Origin of the sequence: Billgrantia aerodenitrificans (genome assembly GCF_021404405.1) — a bacterium.
GTDB lineage: Bacteria > Pseudomonadota > Gammaproteobacteria > Pseudomonadales > Halomonadaceae > Halomonas > Halomonas aerodenitrificans.
In genome coordinates this window covers 393,875-416,579 of sequence record NZ_JABFTV010000004.1, presented here as the reverse complement: position 1 = coordinate 416,579, position 22,705 = coordinate 393,875, and the positions used below count along the sequence as shown (strand labels likewise).

24 protein-coding genes are annotated in these 22,705 nt (G+C 65.6%); 12 read left to right on the top strand and 12 right to left on the bottom strand.

What is annotated here, in order from left to right; translation table 11 throughout:
• Positions 1 to 154: 154 nt before the first annotated feature.
• Genes cysP through HOP59_RS10245 form a run of 4 tightly spaced genes read left to right on the top strand, consistent with a single transcriptional unit; the run spans position 155 to position 3,990 of the window.
• A complete protein-coding gene (gene cysP / locus HOP59_RS10260) occupies positions 155 to 1,165 on the top strand; it encodes a thiosulfate ABC transporter substrate-binding protein CysP (RefSeq protein ID WP_234253899.1) in 1,011 nt (336 codons plus the stop codon).
• 40 nt (positions 1,166 to 1,205) lie between these two features.
• The gene (gene cysT / locus HOP59_RS10255) at positions 1,206 to 2,069 is read left to right on the top strand and encodes a sulfate ABC transporter permease subunit CysT (RefSeq protein ID WP_234253898.1); all 864 of its coding nucleotides are present in this window, start codon (positions 1,206 to 1,208) and stop codon (positions 2,067 to 2,069) included.
• Entirely contained in the window at positions 2,069 to 2,896 is an 828-nt protein-coding gene (cysW, locus tag HOP59_RS10250) for a sulfate ABC transporter permease subunit CysW (RefSeq protein WP_234253897.1), read from the top strand. The genes cysT and cysW overlap by 1 nt, the downstream gene beginning before the upstream one ends.
• A complete protein-coding gene (locus tag HOP59_RS10245; RefSeq protein WP_234253896.1) occupies positions 2,893 to 3,990 on the top strand; it encodes a sulfate/molybdate ABC transporter ATP-binding protein in 1,098 nt (365 codons plus the stop codon). The genes cysW and HOP59_RS10245 overlap by 4 nt, the downstream gene beginning before the upstream one ends.
• 6 nt (positions 3,991 to 3,996) lie before the next feature.
• Here the strand turns inward: HOP59_RS10245 and HOP59_RS10240 are convergent, their stop codons facing one another.
• Positions 3,997 to 4,440: a GNAT family N-acetyltransferase gene (locus HOP59_RS10240; protein WP_010627372.1), complete on the bottom strand. Its 444-nt coding sequence runs from the start codon at positions 4,438 to 4,440 to the stop codon at positions 3,997 to 3,999.
• 213 nt (positions 4,441 to 4,653) lie between these two features.
• Between HOP59_RS10240 and HOP59_RS10235 the strand changes: the two genes are divergently transcribed.
• Complete coding sequence (locus HOP59_RS10235; protein WP_010627371.1) at positions 4,654 to 5,244, top strand: YajG family lipoprotein; 591 nt, start codon at positions 4,654 to 4,656, stop codon at positions 5,242 to 5,244.
• 98 nt (positions 5,245 to 5,342) lie between these two features.
• Here the strand turns inward: HOP59_RS10235 and HOP59_RS10230 are convergent, their stop codons facing one another.
• From HOP59_RS10230 to HOP59_RS10220, 3 genes are all read right to left on the bottom strand, one after another.
• Complete coding sequence (locus HOP59_RS10230; RefSeq protein WP_010627370.1) at positions 5,343 to 5,984, bottom strand: thiopurine S-methyltransferase; 642 nt, start codon at positions 5,982 to 5,984, stop codon at positions 5,343 to 5,345.
• Between the two features lie 16 nt (positions 5,985 to 6,000).
• Positions 6,001 to 6,627 (bottom strand): TIGR04211 family SH3 domain-containing protein, encoded by a 627-nt coding sequence (locus tag HOP59_RS10225; RefSeq protein ID WP_010627369.1) that lies wholly within the window; start codon positions 6,625 to 6,627, stop codon positions 6,001 to 6,003.
• 208 nt (positions 6,628 to 6,835) lie between these two features.
• A complete protein-coding gene (locus HOP59_RS10220) occupies positions 6,836 to 7,165 on the bottom strand; it encodes a DUF1820 family protein (RefSeq protein WP_010627368.1) in 330 nt (109 codons plus the stop codon).
• A 222-nt stretch (positions 7,166 to 7,387) separates the two neighbouring features.
• On the opposite strand from HOP59_RS10220, the gene miaB reads away from it, so the two are divergent.
• The 5 genes from miaB (at position 7,388) to lnt (ending at position 12,816) form a co-directional block, all read left to right on the top strand.
• Positions 7,388 to 8,731 (top strand): tRNA (N6-isopentenyl adenosine(37)-C2)-methylthiotransferase MiaB, encoded by a 1,344-nt coding sequence (gene miaB, locus HOP59_RS10215; protein WP_234253895.1) that lies wholly within the window; start codon positions 7,388 to 7,390, stop codon positions 8,729 to 8,731.
• A 118-nt stretch (positions 8,732 to 8,849) separates the two neighbouring features.
• Positions 8,850 to 9,926: a PhoH family protein gene (locus HOP59_RS10210; RefSeq protein WP_026037985.1), complete on the top strand. Its 1,077-nt coding sequence runs from the start codon at positions 8,850 to 8,852 to the stop codon at positions 9,924 to 9,926.
• A complete protein-coding gene (gene ybeY / locus HOP59_RS10205) occupies positions 9,923 to 10,432 on the top strand; it encodes an rRNA maturation RNase YbeY (protein WP_010627365.1) in 510 nt (169 codons plus the stop codon). Before HOP59_RS10210 ends, ybeY begins: the two co-directional genes overlap by 4 nt.
• A 2-nt stretch (positions 10,433 to 10,434) precedes the next feature.
• Positions 10,435 to 11,310 (top strand): HlyC/CorC family transporter, encoded by an 876-nt coding sequence (locus HOP59_RS10200; RefSeq protein ID WP_035590543.1) that lies wholly within the window; start codon positions 10,435 to 10,437, stop codon positions 11,308 to 11,310.
• A gap of 27 nt (positions 11,311 to 11,337) precedes the next feature.
• Positions 11,338 to 12,816: an apolipoprotein N-acyltransferase gene (gene lnt / locus HOP59_RS10195; RefSeq protein WP_234253894.1), complete on the top strand. Its 1,479-nt coding sequence runs from the start codon at positions 11,338 to 11,340 to the stop codon at positions 12,814 to 12,816.
• 84 nt (positions 12,817 to 12,900) lie between these two features.
• On the opposite strand, the gene phaC is transcribed toward lnt, so the two are convergent.
• The 5 genes from phaC to prmB form a co-directional block, all read right to left on the bottom strand.
• On the bottom strand, positions 12,901 to 14,739 hold the full coding sequence (gene phaC / locus HOP59_RS10190) for a class I poly(R)-hydroxyalkanoic acid synthase (protein ID WP_234253893.1): 1,839 nt from the start codon (positions 14,737 to 14,739) through the stop codon (positions 12,901 to 12,903).
• A gap of 129 nt (positions 14,740 to 14,868) precedes the next feature.
• A complete protein-coding gene (locus HOP59_RS10185; protein WP_234253892.1) occupies positions 14,869 to 15,333 on the bottom strand; it encodes a phasin family protein in 465 nt (154 codons plus the stop codon).
• A 197-nt stretch (positions 15,334 to 15,530) separates the two neighbouring features.
• Positions 15,531 to 15,917 carry a DUF6489 family protein gene (locus HOP59_RS10180; RefSeq protein ID WP_010627360.1) on the bottom strand — a complete coding sequence of 129 codons (387 nt, stop codon included), beginning with the start codon at positions 15,915 to 15,917 and terminating at the stop codon, positions 15,531 to 15,533.
• Between the two features lie 75 nt (positions 15,918 to 15,992).
• Positions 15,993 to 17,078 (bottom strand): chorismate synthase, encoded by a 1,086-nt coding sequence (gene aroC, locus HOP59_RS10175; RefSeq protein ID WP_234253891.1) that lies wholly within the window; start codon positions 17,076 to 17,078, stop codon positions 15,993 to 15,995.
• Between the two features lie 30 nt (positions 17,079 to 17,108).
• Positions 17,109 to 18,059 (bottom strand): 50S ribosomal protein L3 N(5)-glutamine methyltransferase, encoded by a 951-nt coding sequence (prmB, locus tag HOP59_RS10170; RefSeq protein ID WP_234253890.1) that lies wholly within the window; start codon positions 18,057 to 18,059, stop codon positions 17,109 to 17,111.
• A 118-nt stretch (positions 18,060 to 18,177) separates the two neighbouring features.
• Between prmB and HOP59_RS10165 the strand changes: the two genes are divergently transcribed.
• Entirely contained in the window at positions 18,178 to 18,756 is a 579-nt protein-coding gene (locus HOP59_RS10165; protein WP_010627357.1) for a Smr/MutS family protein, read from the top strand.
• Here HOP59_RS10165 and HOP59_RS10160 read toward each other — a convergent pair.
• The 3 genes from HOP59_RS10160 to HOP59_RS10150 are packed head-to-tail and all read right to left on the bottom strand — an operon-like array spanning position 18,753 to position 21,509.
• Complete coding sequence (locus HOP59_RS10160; protein ID WP_234253889.1) at positions 18,753 to 19,814, bottom strand: patatin-like phospholipase family protein; 1,062 nt, start codon at positions 19,812 to 19,814, stop codon at positions 18,753 to 18,755. The two genes, HOP59_RS10165 and HOP59_RS10160, sit on opposite strands and share 4 nt — an antisense overlap.
• Before the next feature lie 16 nt (positions 19,815 to 19,830).
• Positions 19,831 to 20,697 (bottom strand): alpha/beta fold hydrolase, encoded by an 867-nt coding sequence (locus tag HOP59_RS10155; protein WP_234253888.1) that lies wholly within the window; start codon positions 20,695 to 20,697, stop codon positions 19,831 to 19,833.
• Positions 20,694 to 21,509, bottom strand: a complete 816-nt coding sequence (locus HOP59_RS10150; protein ID WP_234253887.1) for an alpha/beta fold hydrolase — start codon at positions 21,507 to 21,509, stop codon at positions 20,694 to 20,696. The genes HOP59_RS10155 and HOP59_RS10150 overlap by 4 nt, the downstream gene beginning before the upstream one ends.
• A gap of 213 nt (positions 21,510 to 21,722) precedes the next feature.
• Here HOP59_RS10150 and HOP59_RS10145 point away from each other — a divergent pair, with 213 nt between their 5' ends.
• Positions 21,723 to 22,670, top strand: coding sequence for an AEC family transporter (locus HOP59_RS10145; protein ID WP_234253886.1), 948 nt, complete (start codon positions 21,723 to 21,725; stop codon positions 22,668 to 22,670).
• The last annotated feature ends 35 nt before the right edge of the window (positions 22,671 to 22,705 follow it).

Below are 22,705 nucleotides of genomic sequence, written 5' to 3'. Positions count from 1 at the left end.
ATATTAACAGACTGCCCCGACCGCCGGGCACCCGACAGGCACCCGACAGGCACCGCCAATGAAGCTTATAGAAAAATAGAATAAAAACACGGATTGTAATTCCACTTAGTCGGCCATACTCTTGCTACCAAGTTCCCTTTGCCGGAGACGTCCCATGCGACTTCCCTCTCTTCGCCGCACCCTGATCGCCGCTGCCCTGGGTCTTGGCCTGGCAGCGCCAGCGGTGGCTGCCGAGCGCGAGATCCTCAACTCCTCCTACGACATCGCCCGCGAGCTGTTCGCCGCGATCAACCCTGAGTTCCGCAACCACTGGCAGGCGGAGCACGGTGAAGAGATCGGCATTCAGCAGTCCCATGGCGGCTCCTCGGCTCAGGCCCGTGCCATTCTGCAGGGTCTGCGTGCCGACGTGGTGACCTACAACCAGGTGACCGACGTGCAGGTGCTGGCCGATGCCGGCCTGGTGGCCGAGGACTGGCAGGAGCAGTTGCCCAACAACGCCTCGCCCTACTACTCCACCACCGCCTTCCTGGTGCGCAAGGACAACCCCAAGGGCATCGAGAGCTGGGACGATCTGGTGCGTGAAGACGTGCGCATGGTCTTCCCCAATCCCAAGACCTCGGGTAACGGCCGCTACACCTACCTGGCCGCCTGGGGCTTCGCTCAGCAGCAGTTCGACGGCGATGAAGAGCAGATCCACGACTTCATGCGCACCTTCCTGCGCAACGTGGCAGTGTTCGACACCGGCGGTCGCGGCGCCACCACCAGCTTCATCGAGCGTGGTCTGGGCGACGTGCTGATCAGCTTCGAGTCCGAGGTCAACAACATTCGCCAGGAGTACGGCGAGGAAGACTACGAAGTGATCGTGCCGCCGGTCAGCATCCTGGCCGAGTTCCCGGTGGCGGTGGTCGAGCCCAACGCCGAGCGTAACGGCAATCTCGACCTGGCCAAAGCCTATGTGGAGTACCTCTACAGCGAAGAGGCCCAGCGTCAGTTGGCCGGCTTCAACTATCGCGTGCATCACGAGACGGTCGTCGAAGAGTTCGCCGATCACTTCCCCGAGACCGAGTTGCTGCTGGTAGAAGACATTGCCGGCAGCTGGGAAGAAGCGATGGAAACCCATTTCGGTAGCGGCGGGTTGCTCGACCAGCTGCAACGCCGCCGCTGATAGCGACGGCGCCTGACATGCCCGACGCAAGCGAGACACGATGAGTAGTCGTTCCTTCGCCATCGGCCTCGGCAGCACCCCCAAGCGGGTGCTGCCGGGCTTCGGTTTGTCGCTCGGCATCAGCCTGACCTTCGTCTCGCTGATGCTGTTGCTGCCCATGACCGGCCTGTTCGGCCAGTTGGCGGGGCTCAGCCTGGCCGAGTACTGGGCCATCATCACCAACGAGCGGGTGGTGGCAAGCTACGTGGTGACCATTGGAGCCGCCGCCGTGGCAGCCATCGTCAACGCCGCCTTCGGCCTGCTGCTGGCCTGGGTACTGGTGCGCTACACCTTCCCCGGCAAGCGCCTGCTCGATGCGCTGATGGACCTGCCCTTCGCCCTGCCCACCGCCGTGGCCGGCATCACGCTGGCCACGCTCTACTCCAGCAACGGCTGGATGGGGCAACTGCTCGAACCGCTCGGGCTGCAGGTGGCCTACACCTGGGTGGGCATCGCCCTGGCCATGTCCTTCACCAGCATTCCCTTCGTGGTGCGCACGGTGCAGCCGGTGCTGGAGGACATGCCCAATGAAATGGACGAGGCCGCGCTGACCCTCGGCGCCTCGGACTTCACCGGCTTTCGCCGCGTGATCCTGCCGCACCTGTGGCCGGCCCTGGTGACCGGCACCGGGCTTGCCTTCGTGCGCTCGCTGGGTGAATTCGGCGCGATCATCTTCATCGCCGGCAACATGCCCTACGAGACCGAGATCACCGCACTGATGATCTTCGTGCGCCTGCAGGAGTACGACTACGCCGGCGCCTCGGCCATCGCCTCGGTGGTGCTGTTCGTCTCGCTGGCCCTGCTGCTCGCCATCAACATCTGGCAGGGCCGCTTCATCAAGCGCCTGCATGGAGGACACGGCTGATGCAACGAATCGGAGATGGCGTCGCCGTTAGGCGCCTGCTGATCGGCGCCGCCGTGGTACTGGCGGCCCTGTTCCTACTGCTGCCGCTGGTGGCGATCTTCGCCCAGGCCTTCGCCCGGGGCATCGACGTGTTCTGGGCCAACGTCACCAACCACTACACCCTGGCGGCAATTCAGCTGACCCTGTTCATCGCCGTGCTGACGATTCCGGTGTGCCTGGTGTTCGGCGTGGCGCTGGCCTGGCTGGTGACCCGCTTCCGCTTCCCGGGGCGGCGCATCCTGCAGACCCTGATCGACATCCCCTTCGCCGTCTCTCCGGTGGTGGCGGGGCTGGTCTACCTGCTGCTCTATGGCCGCACCGGCTGGCTGGGCAGTTGGCTCGACGGCCACGACATCCAGTTGATGTTCGCCTGGCCCGGCATCCTGCTGGTGACCATCTTCGTCACCTGCCCGTTCGTTGCCCGCGAGCTGATCCCGCTGATGCAGGCCCAGGGCTCCCGCGAGGAAGAGGCCGCCGTGACCTTGGGCGCCCCGGGCTGGACGATCTTCCGCCGGGTCACGCTGCCCAACATCCGCTGGGCGCTGCTCTACGGCGTGATCCTGACCAACGCCCGGGCGGTCGGCGAGTTCGGCGCCGTCTCCGTGGTTTCCGGCGCCATCCGCGGCCAGACCAACACCCTGCCGCTGCACCTGGAGCAGCTCTATCAGGACTACAATACCGTGGGCGCCTTCGCCAGCGCATCGCTGCTGGCGTTGATCGCCCTGCTCACGCTGGTCGCCAAGGCCGGCCTGGAATGGCGCGCTGCGCGCCGGGAGGTTCACCCATGAGCATCCGCCTTCACGAGATCGGCAAGCACTTCGGCAGGACCCAGGCGCTGGAGCCGATCGATCTGGACATCGCCGAAGGCGAGCTGGTCGGCCTGCTGGGTCCGTCCGGTTCCGGCAAGACCACGCTGTTGCGCATCATTGCCGGACTGGAGACGGCGGATAACGTCGCCGGCGCCCGCATTCTGTTCGGCGAGCGCGACGTGACCCATCTGCACGTGCGCGACCGGCGTATCGGCTTCGTCTTTCAGCACTACGCGCTGTTCCGACACATGACGGTGTTCGACAACGTGGCCTTCGGTCTCACGGTGATGCCGCGCAAGAGCCGCCCTTCGAGCGGCGAGATCCGCAGCCGGGTGCATCGCCTGCTGGAGATGGTCAAGCTCGAGCACATGGCCCACCGCTACCCCGCCCAGCTCTCCGGCGGTCAGCAGCAGCGGGTCTCGCTGGCGCGTGCCCTGGCCCTGCGCCCCGACGTGCTGCTGCTCGACGAACCCTTCGGCGCGCTGGATGCCAAGGTGCGCCAGGAGCTGCGCCGCTGGCTGCGCCACCTGCACGACGAGCTCAACTTCACCAGCCTGTTCGTCACCCACGACCAGGAAGAGGCGCTGGAGCTCTCCGACCGCGTGGTGGTGATGAGCAACGGTCGCATCGAGCAGATCGACACCCCCGACGAACTCTATCGTCATCCGGCCAACCGCTTCGTGTTCGAGTTCCTGGGCGACGTCAATCACCTCGAAGGCACGGTGCGCGACGGTGTGCTGACCTGCGGTGACGCCAGTCTGGCCGTGGACCTCGAGGATGGTCCCGAAGAGCTGCTGCTGCGCCCCCACGAGCTGGAACTCGCACCCAGCGCTACGCAGCACGCCCACCTGCCGGTGTGCGTGACCGCTATCTCGCCGGTGGGAGCCGAAGTGCGTGTGGAGCTGGAGGCGGACTGGCTGGGCGAACCCTGGCTGGCCACGGTGAGCCACGCCGATTACGAAAGGCTCCATCTCACCCGCGGCACGCGTCTGTACGCCATTCCCCGGCGCTGGCATCGATTTCCCGATGAGCGCACCCAGCAGACCGCCCCCACCCCCGAAACGGTGAGCTGAGGGGCATCAGTCGGCCTCGCTTGGCGTCCGCGACCAGACCATGAGCGTCTCCTTCTCACCGCTGAGCGGCTCCGTGCGCTCCTCGAGAATCTTGAAGCCCAGGCGGTGATAGAAGGAGACGGCACGCACGTTACGTGAATAGACGCACAGGGTAATCCGCTCCCGCTTGCTCATGGCATGGGCCATCAGGTGGGTGCCGTGACCGAAGCTCTGCAGCTCAGGATCGATGAACAGCGCCTCGAGGTGTTCGTCGTTGAGTGCGGCAAATCCCACGGCGCGCCCGGCGGCCTCGAGCACGTAGGTCTCCGCACCGGGCAGGTAGAGGTTCGCCATGTCTTCGGCGCGTTCGCGCCAGAACCCGGCGGGGATGAAGTCATGGGCCAGCAGCGAGGCACGCAGCCAGATGTCGACGAGCTGCGGAATGTCCTCGGTCGTGGCAGGGCGTATCATGCAGTATCTTCCTCTCCTGAGAGGCGAAAAGCTCGATCATCGTCGAGTGAAAAACAGAGTGTAACCGTAATGCCTACGCCTGGCGCAACGCTGTTGCCCGCAACGCGCTGGCGATATACTGCGCAAGTGACTGAAGCGAGCACTCTTATACGCTTCACGCACGGCCAAGCTCGGGCCACCCCCTGGCCCCGCAAGACGAATCCGGGAGCGAGAATGAATCGACGTAATGCCTTGTGTGCCGCAGCCGTTCTGTTGGCCACCGCCCTGCTGACCGGCTGCGCCAGCCCCCATTACCTCCAGTTGAACCCACAGCGCAGCACCGCCGTTCCCCAGACAGGCAGCGGCCAGGCCGTAACGGTAGCCGCCGTGGACGAGCGCGACAGCGATGTGATCGGCACTCGCACCGGCAGCGCCATGTCTACGGCAGTGATTACCGTCAGCGCCCACGAGCTGATACCGAACCTGCAGCGCGAGGCAGAGCGGGCCGTTCGCGACATGGGCTTTTCACCGACCAGCGAGCCGGGTAGCGGTCGCCCGGGCCTGACGGTCACGATGCTGCACCTCGGCTACGAGCGTGGCGAGAACCGCCCGGTCATCGATGAAGCACGGATGGAAGCGGTACTCGAGGTCAAAGTGACCAACCAGGGCACCACCTACACCGGCACCTACACCGCTCGCCGCACCCAGAGCTACGCGGTGCGTCCGGGGCGTGACGCCAACCGCCGCATGCTCAACGACCTGATCGGCGACGCTCTGGATCGCGCCTTCAGCGATCCGGAGCTGGCCCAGCTGCTGGCCCGCTGAGCCTCTTGGCCTCAGGCCACATCATGCCCAGCCGCACCATGCGAAAGGGCCGCCCACCGGACGGCCCTTTGACGTTTGATACCACCCACGATTGCCACTCAAGTCAAAGGCCCGCGCCGGGTGAGCGCCCACACGCTCTCGCGAAACCCACTGCCCGCTTCCGGCTCGCCATCTTCCAGGTGAGCGACCTGAAAATTGGGCTCGAACAGTTCGCGAACCTCATCGGCCGGCACGTGATAGGGCGGACCGGCGCTTTCGTCTCCCGGTGCGCGCGACAGCGAGATCAGCAGCCCGCGCATGCCGGGCGGAATCAGCTGCGCGAGATGAAAAGCGTAGCGTTGGCGGGTAGCGGGCGGCAGAGCGATCAGCGCGGCACGATCATAGAAGGCACCGATCTCGGCCGCCTGATCGATATGAAAATGGAAGAAGTCGCCGCACCACAGCTCCACGCTGCCCTGACGGCAAATCGCAAACGGCCCCTGCTGGTAACGAGACACCTCGCCGGTACCCTCGTCGACGAACTGCTCGATCGCCTCCCGGGACAGCTCGATGCCCAGCACGGGGTGGTCGCGATTGGCCAGCCAGCGCATGTCCAGGCTCTTGCCACACAGCGGTACCAGCACCTTGGTGCCCGCGCGTATCTTCAGCCTTGGCCAGTGGCGCAACAGCGCCGGATGCGTGTCGTGGCGATGAAAGCCGATACGACCCTCGCGCCAGCGGTCGAGCCATTCACGCGTCATCGTCCATGCCTCGTCATCAGAACCAGCGGTCGCGCTTGCGCCGCTTGCGCGGCAGGTGGGGAACGATCAACCCGACCAGCAGACCAGCCCCGGCCACACCACCGCCGTACATGAAGTAGCGCATCAGCAGGTCCTCTTCCTGGGTGTCCAGACGTGCCTGGAGCTGGCGGATGGTACTACGCGAGCGGTCAGCCTCGCTGTCGAGCTCGCGGTTACGCGCTTCCAGCTCGGCGATGCGCTGCTCGCGCACGTCGAGGGTTTCGGTCATGGCCGAGACCCGGTTCTCCCAGGTCTCGTTGATGCCGCCCAGCTCAGCCTCGAGCTCTGCCACCTGCGCTTCCAGGCGCGGCAACTGGTAGCTCGCACTCGGCGACGACTGCAGCTCGTTGCTCAGTATCCATACACGACTGCCGTCACCGTTTTCGACTCGGCTGTAGTTGCCGCTGGTTTCGAGCAAAGTAACTGGCTCGCCGGCCGTCAGGGTACCGACGATGCGATAGCCGTCGGTCGGGCCGCTGCGCACGTAGGTAGTCAACTCATCGGAAACCCAACGCGCGTTGTCTTCCGCCTGCTGGGCATGCAGCGGCAGCGCCGACACGCTAAGCGCGACGCCTGCGAGAAAAAATCTGAATCGATGCTTCATGCCGGTGTCCTGGCTATCAAAGCCGCGGGCCTGCCATCGACAAACCCTTGGCAAAATCTCTCTTTCACTGGCCTATCCACAGGATCTGTGGATAAACCCCGGGAAAACCGCTGGAAAGGCGGCTGTCTGGCACCCCGGCACTGGCCTGCGAGAGGATGGTCATTTCCTGAGCAGACCGCGGGCATGCCGTTCCCTGCGTTCATTGTTGTCAGCGCTCGCTCTTCGGCGGCAGCATCGGACCACGCGGAAACTCCGCAATGCGCCCCTCGCTCTTGACGGCCCTGGCCGGTCCCTCACGCTCGACCTCGTCGATACGCACGATGGCGTTCAGCGGCAGATAGCTGCGCTTGACGCCATCGAAGGTGTGACGCAGGCGATCGGCCGAGGGATCGACTACCAGCTTCGAACCGTCCTCGAAGACAAATTCCTCGACCTCGATGAAACCCCAAAGTTCGCTCTGGTAGATCTCCCTGGCATAGAGCTCCCAGACTTCACCCTGCTGGTGGAAAACCACCCGATAGATCGGCTTGGCCGCCATAAGGCCGTCTGTCCTCAACGTTCGGTTGCGCGAATTAGATGTCCCGCTACGGGACCGCCAAGGGGCTAGCGTACCACAGGCGTCCCGGGCCGCGGTGCCCTACTGGCCCCATCAGGCTGGCTTCCGTATAATACCGCCACCTTCGAGGACGGCCACAAGGCCTATTCCCGCGACACTCCACTCACCGGTGACGCACGCGTCGGACGACCGACCCTCTATCCTATGGCGAAGAAACTCTTCATCAAGACCCACGGCTGCCAGATGAACGAGTACGACTCCGCACGCATGGCGGATCTACTCGGCGAATCTCATCAGCTCGAATTGACCGACGACGAAGGCGAGGCCGACGTCATCCTGCTCAATACCTGCTCGATTCGCGAGAAGGCCCAGGAGAAGGTCTTCCACCAGCTCGGCCGCTGGAAGAAACTCAAGGAGGCCAACCCCGATCTGGTGATCGGCGTAGGCGGCTGCGTGGCCAGCCAGGAAGGCGAGGCATTGCGCAAGCGCGCGCCTTACGTCGACATGGTGTTCGGCCCCCAGACCCTGCACCGGGTGCCGGCGATGCTCGATGCCCGCCGCGACAATCAGATTTCGGTGGTCGACGTCACCTTTCCCGAGATCGAGAAGTTCGACCACCTGCCCAAGCCCAGCTCCGACGGTGCGACCGCCTTCGTCTCGGTGATGGAAGGCTGCTCCAAGTACTGCACCTTCTGCGTGGTGCCCTATACCCGCGGCGAAGAGGTATCGCGCCCGTTCGAGGCGGTGATGGACGAGGTGATCCACCTGGCCGATCAGGGCGTGCGCGAGATCAACCTGCTGGGCCAGAACGTCAACGCCTACCGCGGCGAGAACCGGCTCGGCGACGAGATCGATCTGGCCGAGCTGATCGCCTGCGTGGCGGCGGTGGAGGGCATCGACCGTATTCGCTTCACCACCTCGCACCCGGTGGAGTTCAGCGACAGCCTGATCGAGGCCTACGGCGAGATTCCCGAGCTGGTCAGCCACCTGCACCTGCCGGTTCAGGCCGGCTCCGACCGTATCCTCGCCGCCATGAAGCGCGGCCACACGGTCGAGGAGTACGTGGAGAAAATGGAGCGCATTCGTGCGCTGCGCCCCGACATCAGCTTCTCTTCCGACTTCATCATCGGCTTTCCCGGTGAGACCGAGGAAGACTTCGAGGCCACCATGGACCTGATCCATCGCATCGGCTTTGACCACTCCTTCAGCTTCGTCTATTCGGCGCGGCCCGGCACACCGGCCGCGGCACTGCCCGACGACACCCCGGAGAGCGTCAAGAAGCAGCGTCTGGCGATCCTGCAGGATCGCATCAACCAGCAGGCGATGCAGATTTCGCGGCGCATGGTGGGCACCACGCAGCGCATCCTGGTCAGCGGTTTCTCACCCAGGGACCCCGGGCAGCTGTCGGGGCGTACCGAGAACAACCGCGTGGTCAACTTCAGCGCCGCCAACCCCACCGAGCTGATCGGCCACTTCGTCGAGGTTACCATCACCGAGGCACTGCCCAATTCACTGCGCGGCGAACTGGCTTCCCCGACGCTACAATGAGGGCAGGCAGGCATGTTATCCGTCCGCAGACGGGCAACGTGAGTCGAAAGCATTGCCCTGCCGAAAGGCAGGGCATTAAGCTGGGAGCCAATACACGCAACGCATGGATTCCGACACCTTGAGTCAACACGCCGCACAGGCCAACCGCATCATCACATTGAGCCTCGAGCCCAACGATCCACAGCGTCTCGCCAACCTTTGCGGCCAAAGGGACGAGCATCTCAAACTGGTCGAATCACGCCTCGGCGTCACCCTGCGCAACCGCGGCAACGTCTTTCAACTGGCTGGTCCCGGCCATCGGGTCAAGGCCGCCGCCAACGTGCTGGAGCACCTCTATCGCGAGGCCGAAGCCAGCCCGCTGTCACCGGATACCGTGCACCTGTTCCTGCAGGAGTCAGGGCGTGAAGCGCTGGACGAAGAGGAAGGTCCCGCCGACGGCGAGGTGCTACTGCGTACGCCCAAGGTCCTGATCAAGCCCCGCGGGCAGAACCAGCAGAACTACGTCGCGAGCATTCGCCAGCACGACATCAACTTCGGCATCGGCCCGGCCGGCACCGGCAAGACCTACTTGGCCGTCGCCGCAGCGGTGGAAGCGCTCAACCAGCAGGAGGTGCGTCGCATCCTGCTGGTGCGTCCGGCCGTGGAGGCGGGAGAGAAGCTCGGTTTCCTGCCGGGCGATCTGGCCCAGAAGATCGACCCCTACCTGCGCCCGCTCTACGATGCGCTCTACGAGATGCTCGGCTTCGAGCAGGTGGGCAAGCTGATCGAGCGCCAGGTGATCGAGATCGCTCCGCTGGCCTACATGCGCGGACGCACCCTGAACAACGCCTTCATCATTCTCGACGAGAGCCAGAACACCACCCGCGAGCAGATGAAGATGTTCCTCACCCGCATCGGTTTCGGCTCCACCGCGGTAATCACCGGCGACGTGACCCAGGTCGACCTGCCCCGCGGCCAGAGCTCCGGGCTGATCCAGGTGCTCGAGGTGCTCAGGGGCACCGCCGGCATCGGGGTGACGCATTTCGCCGCCAAGGACGTCGTGCGTCATCCGCTGGTGCAGCGCATCATCGAGGCCTACGAGAGCTTCGAGGCCGAGCAGGAAGTGCAGGAGCGCGCCCGCCGCGAAGCCCGCGAACGCGAGCGCGAGGCCCTGCGTCAGGAGCGTGAACGCAACAGGGATGACGGCATAAGATGATGACCCCGGCGCCCATCGTCGACCGCCAGGCTGCGCTATCCGACCGGGAACTGCCGGCACAGGCAGCGCTGGAGAACTGGGTCGCCGCCGTGCTGGCACGCTTTCCGGGGGAGACGCGCCACGAGGTAACCGTGCGCTTCGTCGATGCCGACGAAGGCCAGGCGCTGAATCGCGACTATCGCGGTCGCGACAAGCCGACCAACGTGCTCTCCTTTCCCTTCGATGGCCCGCCCGGCATCGCGCTGCCGCTGCTCGGCGATCTGGTGCTGTGCCATCCGGTGGTGGAACGCGAAGCCGCCGAGCAGTCCAAGCGACTCGAACATCACTATGCCCATCTGGTGGTGCACGGCATGCTGCACCTGCTCGGTCACGATCACCTCGAGGATGAGGAAGCCGAGGCGATGGAGCAGCTCGAGCGCGACATCCTGGCGGACCTCGGCATTGCCGACCCCTATGCAGCGGATCACCCCGAACAACAAGACGACAGCATGGACGAGAGACTCTAGCGATGAGTGAAGACCGAACGAGCAGCCAAAGCGGAAGGTCATGGCTCGACAAACTGCTCGGCGCCCTCTCGGGGGACAGCGAAGGCCCCAGTTCGAGGGAGGAGCTGATGGAGTTCCTGCGCGAAGCGGCCACCCGCCTCAAGCTGGACCAGGACGCCATGATGATCATCGAAGGCGCACTGCAGATCAGCGACCAGCAGGTTCGTGAGGTGCTGATCCCGCGCTCCCAGGTGGCCGCCATCGCCGTGGACCAGCCTGCCGAGGAGTACCTGGCGCTGATCAACGAGACCGGTCATTCACGCTATCCGGTCATCGGCGAGAACCTCGACGAGGTCAAGGGTCTGCTGCTGGTCAAGGATCTGCTCAAGCTGCTCAACCGTCCCGCCGAGGAGCGTGAGCGCTTCTCCCTCGAGGACGTGCTGCGCCCCGCCATGTTCGTGCCGGAATCGAAGCGGCTCAACAGCCTGCTCAAGGAGTTTCGCGACACTCACAACCACATGGCGGTGGTGGTCGACGAGTACGGCGGCACCGCCGGGATCGTCACCATCGAGGACATCCTCGAACAGATCGTCGGCGACATTGAGGACGAGCACGACACCGACGAGGACGACGACATCCGCACCCTCGGCGAGGGGCGCTACGCCATTCGCGCACTGACCCCGATCGAGGACTTCAACGAGCGCTTCGGCACGCGCTTCTCCGACGATGAGTTCGATACCGTCGGCGGGCTGGTGATGCAGCGCTTCGGCCACCTGCCCGGGCGCGGCGAGCATACCGAGCTCGGCGGCTGGCGCTTCACCGTGCTCAATGCAGACAACCGGCGCATACGCCTGCTGGAAGCCGTTCTGCAGGACGAAGCAACTCCACCCCAGGATTGATCCGGCTGCCTCAGGATGCCAACTCCCATGACAAACAAACGTCCGACGCCTGTATTCGGCTATCTGGCCGCGCTCGTTGCTGGCGTTCTGACCACGCTGACTGCCTCGCCCTACGAACTGTGGTGGCTGGGGCCGCTGGCCGCAGGGCTCGTCTACTGGGCAATTCGGCCCCTGGGGGCGCGCCAGGCCGCCTTCCTCGGCTGGTGCTACGGGGTCGGCCTGTTCGGCTCCGGTGCCTCCTGGGTCTACGTGTCGATCCACGACTACGGCTACACCGGGATGCCGCTGGCGCTCTTCCTCACCGTGCTGTTCGTTTGCGCCATGGCGCTGTTCGTTGCCGCGGCGCTATGGCTCTACCGCCTGCTGTGCGGTCAGCGCCTGGCTTTTCTTACCTTCGCCGGCGCCTGGGTACTGGGCGAATGGCTGCGCACCTGGCTGTTCACCGGCTTCCCGTGGCTGCTGCTGGGCAGCTCCCACGTCGATTCGCCGCTGGCGCCCTGGGCGCCCATTGGCGGGGTCTATCTGCTCTCGCTGATCGTTGCGCTCAGCGGCACCCTAGGCGCGGAATTCCTGCGTCGCCGCTGGTGGGCGGCCGCGCCCATCGCCGCCATGTGGCTGGTCCCGCTGACGTTGCCGACCCAGTGGACCGAGCCGGCAGGCGAGCCGCTGCGGGTCGCTCTGCTGCAGGGCAACCTCGACCAACTGATCAAGTGGACCCCCGAGGGTCAGCGCATCGCCGCCAATACCTATCTGGAGATGACCCGGGCCTACGCCGACGACGCCGACCTGATCGTCTGGCCCGAGGCGGCGCTGCCGATGTTCGAAGACGAGGCCGAACCGCTGCTGGCCCGGGCCCAGGCCCATCTGGTGCCGGGCAGCGCCCTGCTGACCGGCATTCTCCAGCGCGAGGGCCGCGGACTCTACTACAACAGCGTGATCGGACTGGGCAACGCCGAAGGCGAATACCGCAAGGAGCGCCTGGTACCCTTCGGTGAGTACCTGCCGCTGGAGCGCTGGCTGCGCGGCACCATCGCCTTCTTCGACCTGCCGATGCCGGCAATGACCCCCGGCCCCTCGGGGCAGCGGCCAATCCGTGCCGCCGGCACGGTGATCGGCAACGCCATCTGCTACGAGATCATCTACGCCGATCTGGTGGCCCAGCAGGCCCGCGATAGCGAACTGCTTCTGACGGTGTCCAACGACACCTGGTTCGGCGAGTCGATCGGTCCACTGCAGCACTTGCAGATGGCCCGCCTGCGGGCGCTGGAGAACGGCCGCTACGTGGTGCGCGCCACCAGCAACGGGGTGACCGCCGTCATCGACCAGTATGGTCAGGTGGTGGCCAGAGCGCCTCAGTTCGAGACCGTGGCACTGCTCGCCGAGGCCGTACCGATGCAGGGCTTGACGCCCTTCACTCGCACCGGCAGCTGGCCGGTGTGGCTACTCAGCGCGCTGCTGGTGCTGCCGGGACTGCGGTTGCCGCAGCGCCGCCGACGGCGATTCTAGGCTATATCTCCAGACCCAGAAAACGACGAGGCCCGCATCAGCGGGCCTCGTTGCGTTGGGCATTGGTAGCTCACTCCGGGTGGATCACTCCGGCTTGGCCGGCACCTCGCCCAGCACTTCAGGAATGGTCATGCGCACGTAGCGACCCGGCGCCTCTTCCAGCAGCTTGAGTTCGCCCTCGCCCGGCTGGCGTGCCGGCACCATCTTGTCGGCATCGGCGTAGCCGCCTGCGGTCATCCACTGCTGCCAGTGAGGCCACCAGGAGCCCTCGTAGAACTCGGCGCCGGCAAGCCAGGATTCGTGATCGTCAGGCAGCTCGCCGTTGGTCCAGTAGCCGTACTTGTTGCGCGCAGGCGGGTTGACGATGCCTGCGATGTGGCCCGAACCGCCCAGCACGAAGGTGACCGGCCCCTTGGGCAGCAGCGCACCGTAATAGGTGCTGTTCCACTTGGCGATGTGGTCCTCGCTGGTGGAAACGAAATAGCTCGGCGTGGAGATCTTGCGCAGGTCGACCTTGACCCCGTCCAGCTCGACGCCGCCGGGTTCCACCAGTCGGTTCTCCAGGTACATGTGGCGCAGGTACCAGCCGTGGGTGCCGGCCGGCAGGTTGGTGCCGTCGGTGTTCCAGTAGAGCAGGTCGAACGGCGCCGGATTCTCGCCCTTCAGGTAGTTGCTGACATAGAAGGACCAGAACAGGTCGTTTTCGCGCAGCAGGTTGAAGGTATAGGCCATGGAGCGGCCATCGAGATAGCCGTCCTGATCCATGCGCGCCTCGATCCCCTGCAGGATCGGCTCGCTGAGCAGTACGCCGAGTTCGCCGGGATCGCGGAAGTCCTGCAACGTGGCCATGTAGGTGACCGACTTGACCTTGCGCCCGCGCCGGGTACTGGTGAGGTAGGCCACGGTGGACGCGGTCAGAGTGCCGCCGATGCAGTAGCTGAGCAGGTTGACCGACTTCTCGCCGCAGGCCTGCTCGATGGCCTCCATGGCGGCGACCGGTCCCATCTGCATGTAGTCGGCCCAGGTCAGGTCGCGCTGCGCGGGGCCCGGGTTGCGCCAGGAGATCAGGAACACGGTGTGGCCTTGGTCCACCAGCCACTTGACCAGCGAGTTGTCCTGACGCAGGTCGAGGATGTAGTACTTGTTGATCCAGGGCGGCACGACGAGCAGCGGCGTCTTGAACACCGTGTCGGTGGTCGGCGTGTACTGGATCAGTTGGATCAGCTCGTTCTCGTAAACCACGTAGCCGGGCGTCACGGCGATGTTGCGTCCGATCTCGAAGGCGCTGCGGTCGGTCATGGCCACGTTGAGCCCGTCGGCGGAGTTGGCCAGGTCGCGGCGCAGCTGAGCCAGCCCCTCGACCAGATTCTGGCCCTTGGTCTCCAGGGTACGGCGCATCACCTCGGGGTTGGTGGTGACGAAGTTGGTCGGCGCCATGGCATTGACCATCTGGCGGGCATAGAACGCCAGATTGCGCTTCTGCTTCTCGGGCAGGCCGTCGAGCTGCTCGACCAGTTCTTCCACGGCACCGGAGAACAGCAGGTATTGCTGCAGGATGGCCCGATAGAACGGCTCCTGCTGCCAGGCGTCGTCCTTGAAGCGCCGGTCGTTCTTGGGTGGTACCACCAGCGGCTCACCCAAGTTCCCGTTCAGCGCCTGCAGACCCTGCTGCCACAGCTGATACTGATCCTGGATGAGGCGCGCCTGGGTCTGCCACAGCAGTTGAGGATTGCGCATCAGCGACTCGGCGCCGGCCTGGAAGGCCTCGCGCATGTCGGCCTGAATGGAGTCGGCGGCCGCATCGGGCGCCATGCGCTCGAGCAGTTCCTGCATCAGGGCCTGATAGTGCTGCCCCATCTCCTTGAGCTGCTCGTTCCACTCTTCCAGTTCGGCCTGGGAGAACACCTCGTCCCCTGACTGCATCGCCCTCTCCTATATGAGAACCTTCTTCTTCGATTCGATGCGTGCGCCCGACCGGGCGCCTCCACGGAGCGAGACATCCGCCCCGTGGAGAGGTCGGCGACTACCGACCCCGAAGCGGTCGAATGGCCTTCAGCTCTTGCGCGACGTGGCCTTGGCCGGAGCGTCGGTCTTGGCCGGAGCGTCGGTCTTGGCCGGAGCGTCGGTCTTGGCCGATGCGGCCGGCTTGGCACTCGCTTCCGCCTGCTTGGCCGTATCGCTCAGTTCCTGACTGACCTCGCCGAACAGCTGCTCCAGCTCGGCACGGAACTGCTGGCTCATTTCGCCCAGCGCCTGGGCATCTTCCATCATCTGCCGCGATAGCTCGTTCATCATCTCGGCCTGCTGGGCACCGAATGCCTGCAGGTCCTGGGCATCGCGAATCTCGGAAGCGCTGCGCATGCGCTCGGTGCCCATCTGGCTGTAGCGTTTCATCGCCTCGAGCTGGTACTCGGTCATCTTCTCCATATTGCCGAGCATCAGCGAGTTGAGCTTGCGCATGGGTTCGAAGAACCGCCGCGTCTGCTGATTGAAGTCATCAAGCATCTTGTCCTGCATGGGGGCAACCTCCTGTGGACCGTGAACATGCGGGGAGCAGCGTGCACCGGTATCGGCCAGTCTTCAGCCGCCTCCGATACCAGCGCAAAACGCCGGGCGCGATCTGACGCGGCACTCATGCTGCACCGCACAAATCGTAGCCTGACCAGGCTCTCGCTGCAATACCCTTGCACTTTCCGCAGAACGATGAGCGTCTACTACTCCGAACGCCGAGAACGCGAGCGCGCCTTGGCCGTACCCGTATTGCTGGCCGGCCTCTCCGCGCGCTTTGATTCACCGTCCGCCGCAGGCTCCTGTGCCGCCTTGCCCATCGAACTGCCGGCCTGGCGCAGCATGTCGAGCATCATCTGCTGATAGGTGCCGAAGCTGGCCAGCCCCTGGGAGAGCCCCTGGCTCATGTCCTGGGTAAACCCCTGCTGCAGAAAAGGCTTCATCAGACTCATGGGGTCGTAACCCTCGACGCCGGACTCCATCTGCTTCTGGATCCGGTTGAGCAGCTCCTGCTGAAAGGCTTCCACATCGGGCAGGCCCAGGGCACGACGGAACTCCTCGGGCGTCAGGTCGAACTCGACGTTTATCTTCATGGCTCATCTCTGCTTCAGTGTGCTCTCAGTGTAGCAACTCGGCTCCAGACGCAACGCACCCGCTGCCGACGCTCCTCAACGCAAGACCGGCGTCCCGACCCTCACGTCACCATTCTGCGCCCGGTGACGCAACAGATGATCCATTAGCGTCAGCGCCATCATCGCCTCGGCGATTGGCGTGGCGCGGATGCCCACGCAGGGATCGTGGCGACCCTTGGTCACCACCTCGACCGGGTTGCCGCTCACGTCGATGCTACGCCCGGGCAGGGTGATGCTGGAGGTGGGCTTGAGCGCCAGATGCGCAATCAACGGTTGCCCCGAGGAGATACCGCCGAGCACGCCTCCGGCATGGTTGGAGAGAAACCCCTCGGGCGTCATCTCGTCGCGATGCTCGCTGCCGCGCTGTGCCACCGCGGCGAAGCCATCGCCGATCTCCACCCCCTTCACCGCATTGATGCTCATCAGGGCATGGGCCAGGTCGGCATCCAGGCGGTCGAACACCGGCTCGCCCAGCCCCGGCGGCAGCCCTTCGGCCACCACGGTGATCTTGGCACCTACCGAGTCCTGATTGCGCCGCAACTGGTCCATGAAGGCCTCGAGTTCGGGTACGCGCTCGGGGTCGGGACAGAAGAAGGGATTGTCGTTGACCGACTCCCACTGCTTGAAGGCGATCTCCAGCGGGCCGAGCTGGCTCATGTAGCCGCGCACGCTGATGCCCTGGCTGGCCAGGTACTTCTTGGCAATAGCGCCGGCGGCCACGCGCATGGCGGTTTCCCGGGCGCTGGAACGACCGCCGCCGCGATAGTCCCGAACGCCGTACTTGTGGTGATAGGTGTAGTCGGCGTGGGCGGGACGGAACTGGTCCTTGATGTTGCCGTAATCCTTGGAGCGCTGGTCGGTGTTCTCGATCAACAGGCCGATGGCGGTACCGGTGGTCACACCCTCGAACACCCCGGAGAGAATGCGCACCTGATCGGGCTCGCGACGCTGGGTGGTATGCCTTGAAGTGCCGGGACGACGGCGGTCGAGGTCGTGCTGCAGATCGGCTTCGCTGAGCGGCAGCCCCGGCGGGCAGCCGTCGACGATGGCGCCTAGCGCCGGGCCGTGGCTCTCGCCGAAGGTGGTGACGGTGAACAGCTTGCCGAAGGTATTGCCGGACATGGGCGTGCCTCCCGATATCGTAGGGTTGGATCAGGCGAAGGACGCCGCATGGGCGTCGAGTTCCGCGGCGGTGAGGGCGAACACGCCCTGCCCGCCGCGCTCGAAGTCGAGCCACAGGAAAGGCACCTCGGGGAAGGCTGCTTCCAGATGACGGTCGGAGTTGCCGACCTCGACGATCAACACGCCGTGATCGGTCAGGTAGCGCCGCGCTTCGCGCAGAATACGGCGCACGATGTCGAGGCCGTCGGCCCCGGCGCCAAGCGCCAGCGCCGGCTCGTGACGATACTCGGCGGGCATGGTGGCAAGATCGCGGGCATCCACGTAAGGCGGGTTGGAGACGATCAGCTCATAGCGCTGGCCGGCCAGCCCCTCGAACAGGTCGGAGAGCACCGCCCGCGCCCGCGCGCCCAGGTCGTGGCGCTGGATGTTCTGCCTGGCCACGGCCAGGGCGTCGGTGCTGATGTCGGAAAGGTCCACCTCGCAGGTGGGCAGGTGCAGCGCCGCGGCGATGCCGATGCAGCCCGAACCGGTGCACAGATCCAGCACCCGCGCCGGTGGCTCCTCGGGGAACCAGGCGGCGAAGCCACTCTCGATCAGCTCGGCGATGGGCGAACGCGGTATCAGCACCCGCTCGTCGACGTCGAAGGCAAAACCGGCGAAGAACGCCTCGCCCAGCAGATAGGGCAGCGGCCGGCGCGTGGTGATGCGCTCACGCACCAGCGCGACGATACGCGCCCGCTCCACGGGCAGCAGGCGTGCGTCGAGCACCGCGGGATCGACGTTCCAGGGCAGGTGCAAGGCACCCAGCGTCAGCGCCACGGCTTCGTCCCAGGGGGAGTCGGTGCCGTGGCCGTGGTGCAGGCCGGCCAGGTGGAATTCGCTGGCGGCCCAGCGCAGGTAGTCGCGCAGCGTGAGGAGGTCGCGACACAGCGCCTCGTCGTCCAGGGTCAGGGTCGAGCGGGAATCGGTGGAGTTGGCCACGTAAGGTCCTGCACAGTCGGTTGGGTTCGATGACCCGATTGTACCCGCGGCGACTGGCGGTTCACAGCCGCGCTCAGGCCGTTATACTGGCCGCTCGACGACACCACCCGAGCCCCGCATGAGCCAACGCCGCCCGCCCGACGACGATGACGACGACAGCAACGCCTTTCGCCAGGCGCTGCGCGAGGCCGGCGTGCGCCGCATTGCCGTCAATCGTGCCGACCCGGGGCGGCCCAAGCGTCGCGACCCGGCGGCAGCGGAACGTCGCGCTGCGGCGGTGGCAGCCGATACGGCGGAAAGCGCCAGTCGCACCAGCGATGGCCGTGTGGAGCCGGTGCGCCCTTCGGAATTCCTCGACTTCGCTCTGCCCGACCTGCCCTACCGCACCCGCAGCCAGCTGAAGCGCGGCCAGATCGCCTGGGAAGCAGGGCTGGATCTGCACGGCTACAGCCTCGACGAGGCGCGTCTGGAGCTGGAAAGCTTTCTCAAGGAGGCGGTGGGCAGTCGCATGCGCTGCGTGCTGGTGGTTCACGGCAAGGCGTGGGGCAGCACGGCGGATTACCCGGTGATCAAGAGCCACGTCAACACCTGGCTGCGCGAATGGCCGACGGTGCTGGCGTTCTGCTCGGCGCGGGAGAGCGATGGCGGCACCGGCGCCGTTTATGTACTGTTGCGCCGCCGTGGGCAAGCCTTCTAGCTTGCCTGCCCACCTCCCGACTCGCGGTCGACCGGCATCTGCGGCGGCTCGACAATAATACCGGCAGAACCGCCGTGGCCGGTATGCGTGCGCCCCTCGTAGCGGTCCAGCGCTTCCATGGCAAGGTGACGCCCCAGGCGAATCAGCGCCTCGGCGCGGTGAAACTCGAAGGCCCCGCATACCGTCTTGGGCACCTCGATCAGCACATCTGGGGGATAGCCTGCAATCTTGTACTTGGCCAGCGACGCCTGGGTGATGTCGAAAGAGGCCAGGATCATGTCGAGCCGGCCCCAGGCCCGTCGCCCGTTGGACGCGCGCTCGCTCTTGCCGTCCGCCATACTGGCTTCCTGATCCGCAGCGCCGAACCCTTCGAACAGCCAGCGCGTGGCACCGCGCACGTCCATCCAGCCCTTGGCCACGGCCTGCGCTTCCACCATCTCCTGCTCTTCGGTGGGCATCAGATCGTTCAGCGTCACCGGCCGGGCGCTGTGGGCGGTGACATTGACGGCCAGCATCATATCGGCATGAGACGATACCGTCGGCGTGATCGGCAGCGGGTTGAGCAGGCCGCCGTCCACCAGGGTGCTGTCGCCGATGTGCACCGGCGTGATGACCCCCGGTATGGCGATGGAGGCACGGATCGCACGCAGCAGCGGGCCCGACTGGAACCACACCTCACGCTGCCGCGCCAGATCGGTGGCGACGGTGGTCAGCGGGATCGGCAGCTCCTCGATCTGGATGTCGCCGATGAGCTCTTCGAGTTTGCTCATCACCTTGCTGGCCCGCATCGCCCCCATCGGGCTCCAGGTGACGTCGACCAGCTTGAGCACGTCGAAGTAGTCGAGCTTGCAGACCCAGTCACGATAGGCCTCGAGCTGCCCCGCGGCATGGACACCGGCGATGACCGCACCCATGGAGCAGCCGGAGATGGCAGCGATCTCGTATCCCCGCGCCTCGAGCACCTCGATCACGCCGATATGGGCGTAGCCGCGCGCCCCGCCGCTGCCCAGCGTCAGCGCCACGCGCTTGCCCTGTTCCACCACCTGACTGCTGCTCATCTCACCTCTCCCGGGATCATGTTCGACGCGGTTCCAGCCACGTCTCGATGGCTCGCGCCACCGCGGCCACGCTGTCAGGCTCCAGATGTAGATGGTGTCCGCCCGGCAATACCTGTCGCGTCAGATGAGGGACTGCCGCACGCGCCGCCTGGGCGTTCTCACGTTCGGCCAGTATGCCCTTCTCGCCCTCGATCAACAGCACCGGCGCCTGGATCGCACCGAGCAGGGCCAACACCTGCTCCGGACTCAGGCGTAGCGGTGAAGGCCACAGCAGCCTGCCATCGGTACGCAGACGCACGTGGCCATCGGCTTCCCACATCAGGTTGCGCTCCACCAGCGGCGTCGCGGTTTCGGCATCGATCGGTGTCACGCCACCGGCCACACGTGCCGCCACGGCGGTACTGCTATCAGGATAGCGCGGCGCTGCCGACCTCGGGCGTCTGGCGGCACGCAACCCCTTGCGCAGTTGAGTGGCGCTCTCCTCGGCAGACGTGGTGACGGCGCCCAGACCATCGATCAGGACCAGTCGCTCGATGCGCTCCGGCAGCGCCGCCGCGGTGAGACAGGCCACTCCCGCTCCCATGGAGTGGGCCAGCACGCTCACGCGCTCGAGGTCCAGCTCGTCGGCAGCATCCAGCAGGTCGTGGCAGTAGTCCCACAGGGCGTAGTCGCCTTCCCCATGCCGCGAATGGCCGTGACCGGAGAAGTCCAGCGCCACGATGCGCACATCGAGCCCAGCGCACAGCAGCGGTGCCAGGCGGGAGAAGCTCGCGGCGTTGTCCAGCCAGCCGTGCAGTGCCAGCCAGGTGGGTGCGCTCGGCTCACCCCAGGCGAGTGCCGCCAGGCGGCCGCCTGCCAGGGTCAGGGGTTGCGCCTCGCTCATACCTCACCCTCCAGCAGTTCGTCGAGCATCGCCAGCAGCGCCTGCCGCGTCTCCTCGGGGTGCTCCATGGGAAACATATGGGTACCCGGCACCGGTGCCAGCGGAATGCCGTGGGCAGCCAGCCGGCGGCGCCGCCTGGGCGTGATCAGATCGGAGTCGCTGCCGACCAGCACGCCGAAGGGAATTCTGAGCCGGCGCGGCAGGCGCGTCAGGTGATCGGGCAGGTTGCGGAATATCTCGGTCTCGATCGCCGGGTCGTAGATCAGTTCGGCACCGCCGTCGTCACGTAGCCGCGTGCCACCTTCCACATAGTCGTACAGGGCTTCAGGGGTAAAACGGCGGAACAGGCCGCGACGACGCAAGTGATTGACCATCGCCTCACGGTCGGGCCAGGATGCCCGGCGACCGTGGCTCTTGCCCGCCGGCGTGACCCGGTCGACGAAGCCAAAGCGCTTGGCCACCTTCATGCTCCAGGCATCGAGTCCCAGCATCAACGGCGGGTCGAGCATCACCACGCAGCGAAAGCGCTGCGGCGCATGCTCCGCCGCCATGGCCATCAGCACGCCGCCCATGGAGTGCCCCACACCGACGACGGGGCCGTCATCGTCGAGCACGTGCTCGAGCAGCTCATCGCGCAGCGCCAGCCAGTTGGCGCCGACCGGGTAGTCGGGATGATGACCCAGGCGGTCGACGGGGTGAATGTCGAAGCGCTCATGCAAGGGAGCCAGCAGGCTACGGTAGCTCATGCCGGGAAAACCGTTGGCGTGTGCGAAGACCAGGCGCGGTCGCGAAGCGGTGGAACGTTCAGTCATGAGGAGAATCCGGAGTCGGAGCTGGCCGGCAGTGGCGATAGCAGGCTAACGGGTTTACTCTATTCCGCCAAGTCGACCTCCGCTTCATACCGTTCGCCCTGTCCTGGAGTCCCGTCATGCCTCGCTCCCCTCGCGATACTCGTACGCGCAACCGTGTGTTCTTCGTCACCGTGACCGCCGCCATCGTCGTCGGCCTGTGGCTCGCACGCTGACATGGGCCTATACGAACTCTTTTTCGCTACCCTGGAGATCACCCTGCCGGTCTTCGCCATGGTCTTCATCGGCCTGGGCCTGAAGCGCCTGGGCTGGATCGATCAGGCCTTCATCTCCACCGCCTCGAGCCTGGTGTTCAAGGCCACCATGCCGACGCTGATCTTCCTCAGCATCATTCGCGCCGACCTGGATACCACGCTCAACCCCGCCATGCTGGCCTTCTTCGCCCTGGCCACGCTAGGCAGCTTCCTGCTCTCCTGGGGCTGGGCCATTCTGCGCGTGCCCTATGCCGACCGCGGCGTCTACGTACAGGGCGCGTTTCGCGGGAACTGCGGCATCGTCGGCCTGGCGCTGGCGGCCGGCATGTACGGCGACTACGGGCTTTCCGCCGGCGGCCTGCTGCTCGGTGTGGTGATCCTGACCTACAACGCCTTCTCGGTCATCGTGCTGGCCACCTATCAGGAAGGCAAGAGCGCAGACTGGCGCAGCATCGCCAGCCATATCGCCCGCAATCCGCTGATCCTTGCCGTGGTCGCCGCCATCCCGGTAGCGGCGCTGGAGCTGCGCCTGCCCGGCTGGGCGATGACCTCGGGACAGTACTTCGCCTCGCTGACGCTGCCACTGGCGCTGATCTGCATCGGCGCCACCCTGTCGCTGGGTTCGATCAGGGCCTCGGGCAGCCTGGCCATGGGCGCCAGCTTGATGAAGATGATCACCCTGCCCGTGGTCGCGATTCTCGCTGCCTGGCTGGTCGGCTTCGAGGGACGCGAACTGGGCGTTCTGTTCCTGTTCTTCGCCAGCCCGACGGCGGCCGCGGCCTTCGTCATGACCAAGGCGATGGGCGGCAATGCGGCCCTCTCGGCCAACATCATCGCCCTGACCACGCTGATGGCCAGCGTGACCATCACCCTGGGGGTATTTGCCCTGAAAGTCATCGGCTGGATCTAGCTATGTCTGAAAACTGCCTGCGCTTGGCCATAGAG

Bases quoted from the DNA above. Each gene is read 5' to 3' on its own strand.
- HOP59_RS10155 (WP_234253888.1), bottom strand. From the start codon at position 20,697: ATGAGCGAGGCGCAACCCCTGACCCTGGCAGGCGGCCGCCTGGCGGCA.
- aroC (WP_234253891.1), bottom strand. From the start codon at position 17,078: ATGTCCGGCAATACCTTCGGCAAGCTGTTCACCGTCACCACCTTCGGC.
- HOP59_RS10225 (WP_010627369.1), bottom strand. From the start codon at position 6,627: ATGAAGCATCGATTCAGATTTTTTCTCGCAGGCGTCGCGCTTAGCGTG.
- HOP59_RS10240 (WP_010627372.1), bottom strand. From the start codon at position 4,440: ATGATACGCCCTGCCACGACCGAGGACATTCCGCAGCTCGTCGACATC.
- HOP59_RS10160 (WP_234253889.1), bottom strand. From the start codon at position 19,814: ATGAGCAGCAGTCAGGTGGTGGAACAGGGCAAGCGCGTGGCGCTGACG.
- lnt (WP_234253894.1), top strand. From the start codon at position 11,338: ATGACAAACAAACGTCCGACGCCTGTATTCGGCTATCTGGCCGCGCTC.
- HOP59_RS10165 (WP_010627357.1), top strand. From the start codon at position 18,178: ATGAGCCAACGCCGCCCGCCCGACGACGATGACGACGACAGCAACGCC.
- cysW (WP_234253897.1), top strand. From the start codon at position 2,069: ATGCAACGAATCGGAGATGGCGTCGCCGTTAGGCGCCTGCTGATCGGC.
- ybeY (WP_010627365.1), top strand. From the start codon at position 9,923: ATGATGACCCCGGCGCCCATCGTCGACCGCCAGGCTGCGCTATCCGAC.
- HOP59_RS10180 (WP_010627360.1), bottom strand. From the start codon at position 15,917: ATGAAGATAAACGTCGAGTTCGACCTGACGCCCGAGGAGTTCCGTCGT.
- cysP (WP_234253899.1), top strand. From the start codon at position 155: ATGCGACTTCCCTCTCTTCGCCGCACCCTGATCGCCGCTGCCCTGGGT.
- HOP59_RS10220 (WP_010627368.1), bottom strand. From the start codon at position 7,165: ATGGCGGCCAAGCCGATCTATCGGGTGGTTTTCCACCAGCAGGGTGAA.
- miaB (WP_234253895.1), top strand. From the start codon at position 7,388: ATGGCGAAGAAACTCTTCATCAAGACCCACGGCTGCCAGATGAACGAG.
- HOP59_RS10185 (WP_234253892.1), bottom strand. From the start codon at position 15,333: ATGCAGGACAAGATGCTTGATGACTTCAATCAGCAGACGCGGCGGTTC.
- HOP59_RS10145 (WP_234253886.1), top strand. From the start codon at position 21,723: ATGGGCCTATACGAACTCTTTTTCGCTACCCTGGAGATCACCCTGCCG.
- HOP59_RS10200 (WP_035590543.1), top strand. From the start codon at position 10,435: ATGAGTGAAGACCGAACGAGCAGCCAAAGCGGAAGGTCATGGCTCGAC.
- HOP59_RS10150 (WP_234253887.1), bottom strand. From the start codon at position 21,509: ATGACTGAACGTTCCACCGCTTCGCGACCGCGCCTGGTCTTCGCACAC.
- cysT (WP_234253898.1), top strand. From the start codon at position 1,206: ATGAGTAGTCGTTCCTTCGCCATCGGCCTCGGCAGCACCCCCAAGCGG.
- HOP59_RS10235 (WP_010627371.1), top strand. From the start codon at position 4,654: ATGAATCGACGTAATGCCTTGTGTGCCGCAGCCGTTCTGTTGGCCACC.
- phaC (WP_234253893.1), bottom strand. From the start codon at position 14,739: ATGCAGTCAGGGGACGAGGTGTTCTCCCAGGCCGAACTGGAAGAGTGG.
- HOP59_RS10230 (WP_010627370.1), bottom strand. From the start codon at position 5,984: ATGACGCGTGAATGGCTCGACCGCTGGCGCGAGGGTCGTATCGGCTTT.
- HOP59_RS10245 (WP_234253896.1), top strand. From the start codon at position 2,893: ATGAGCATCCGCCTTCACGAGATCGGCAAGCACTTCGGCAGGACCCAG.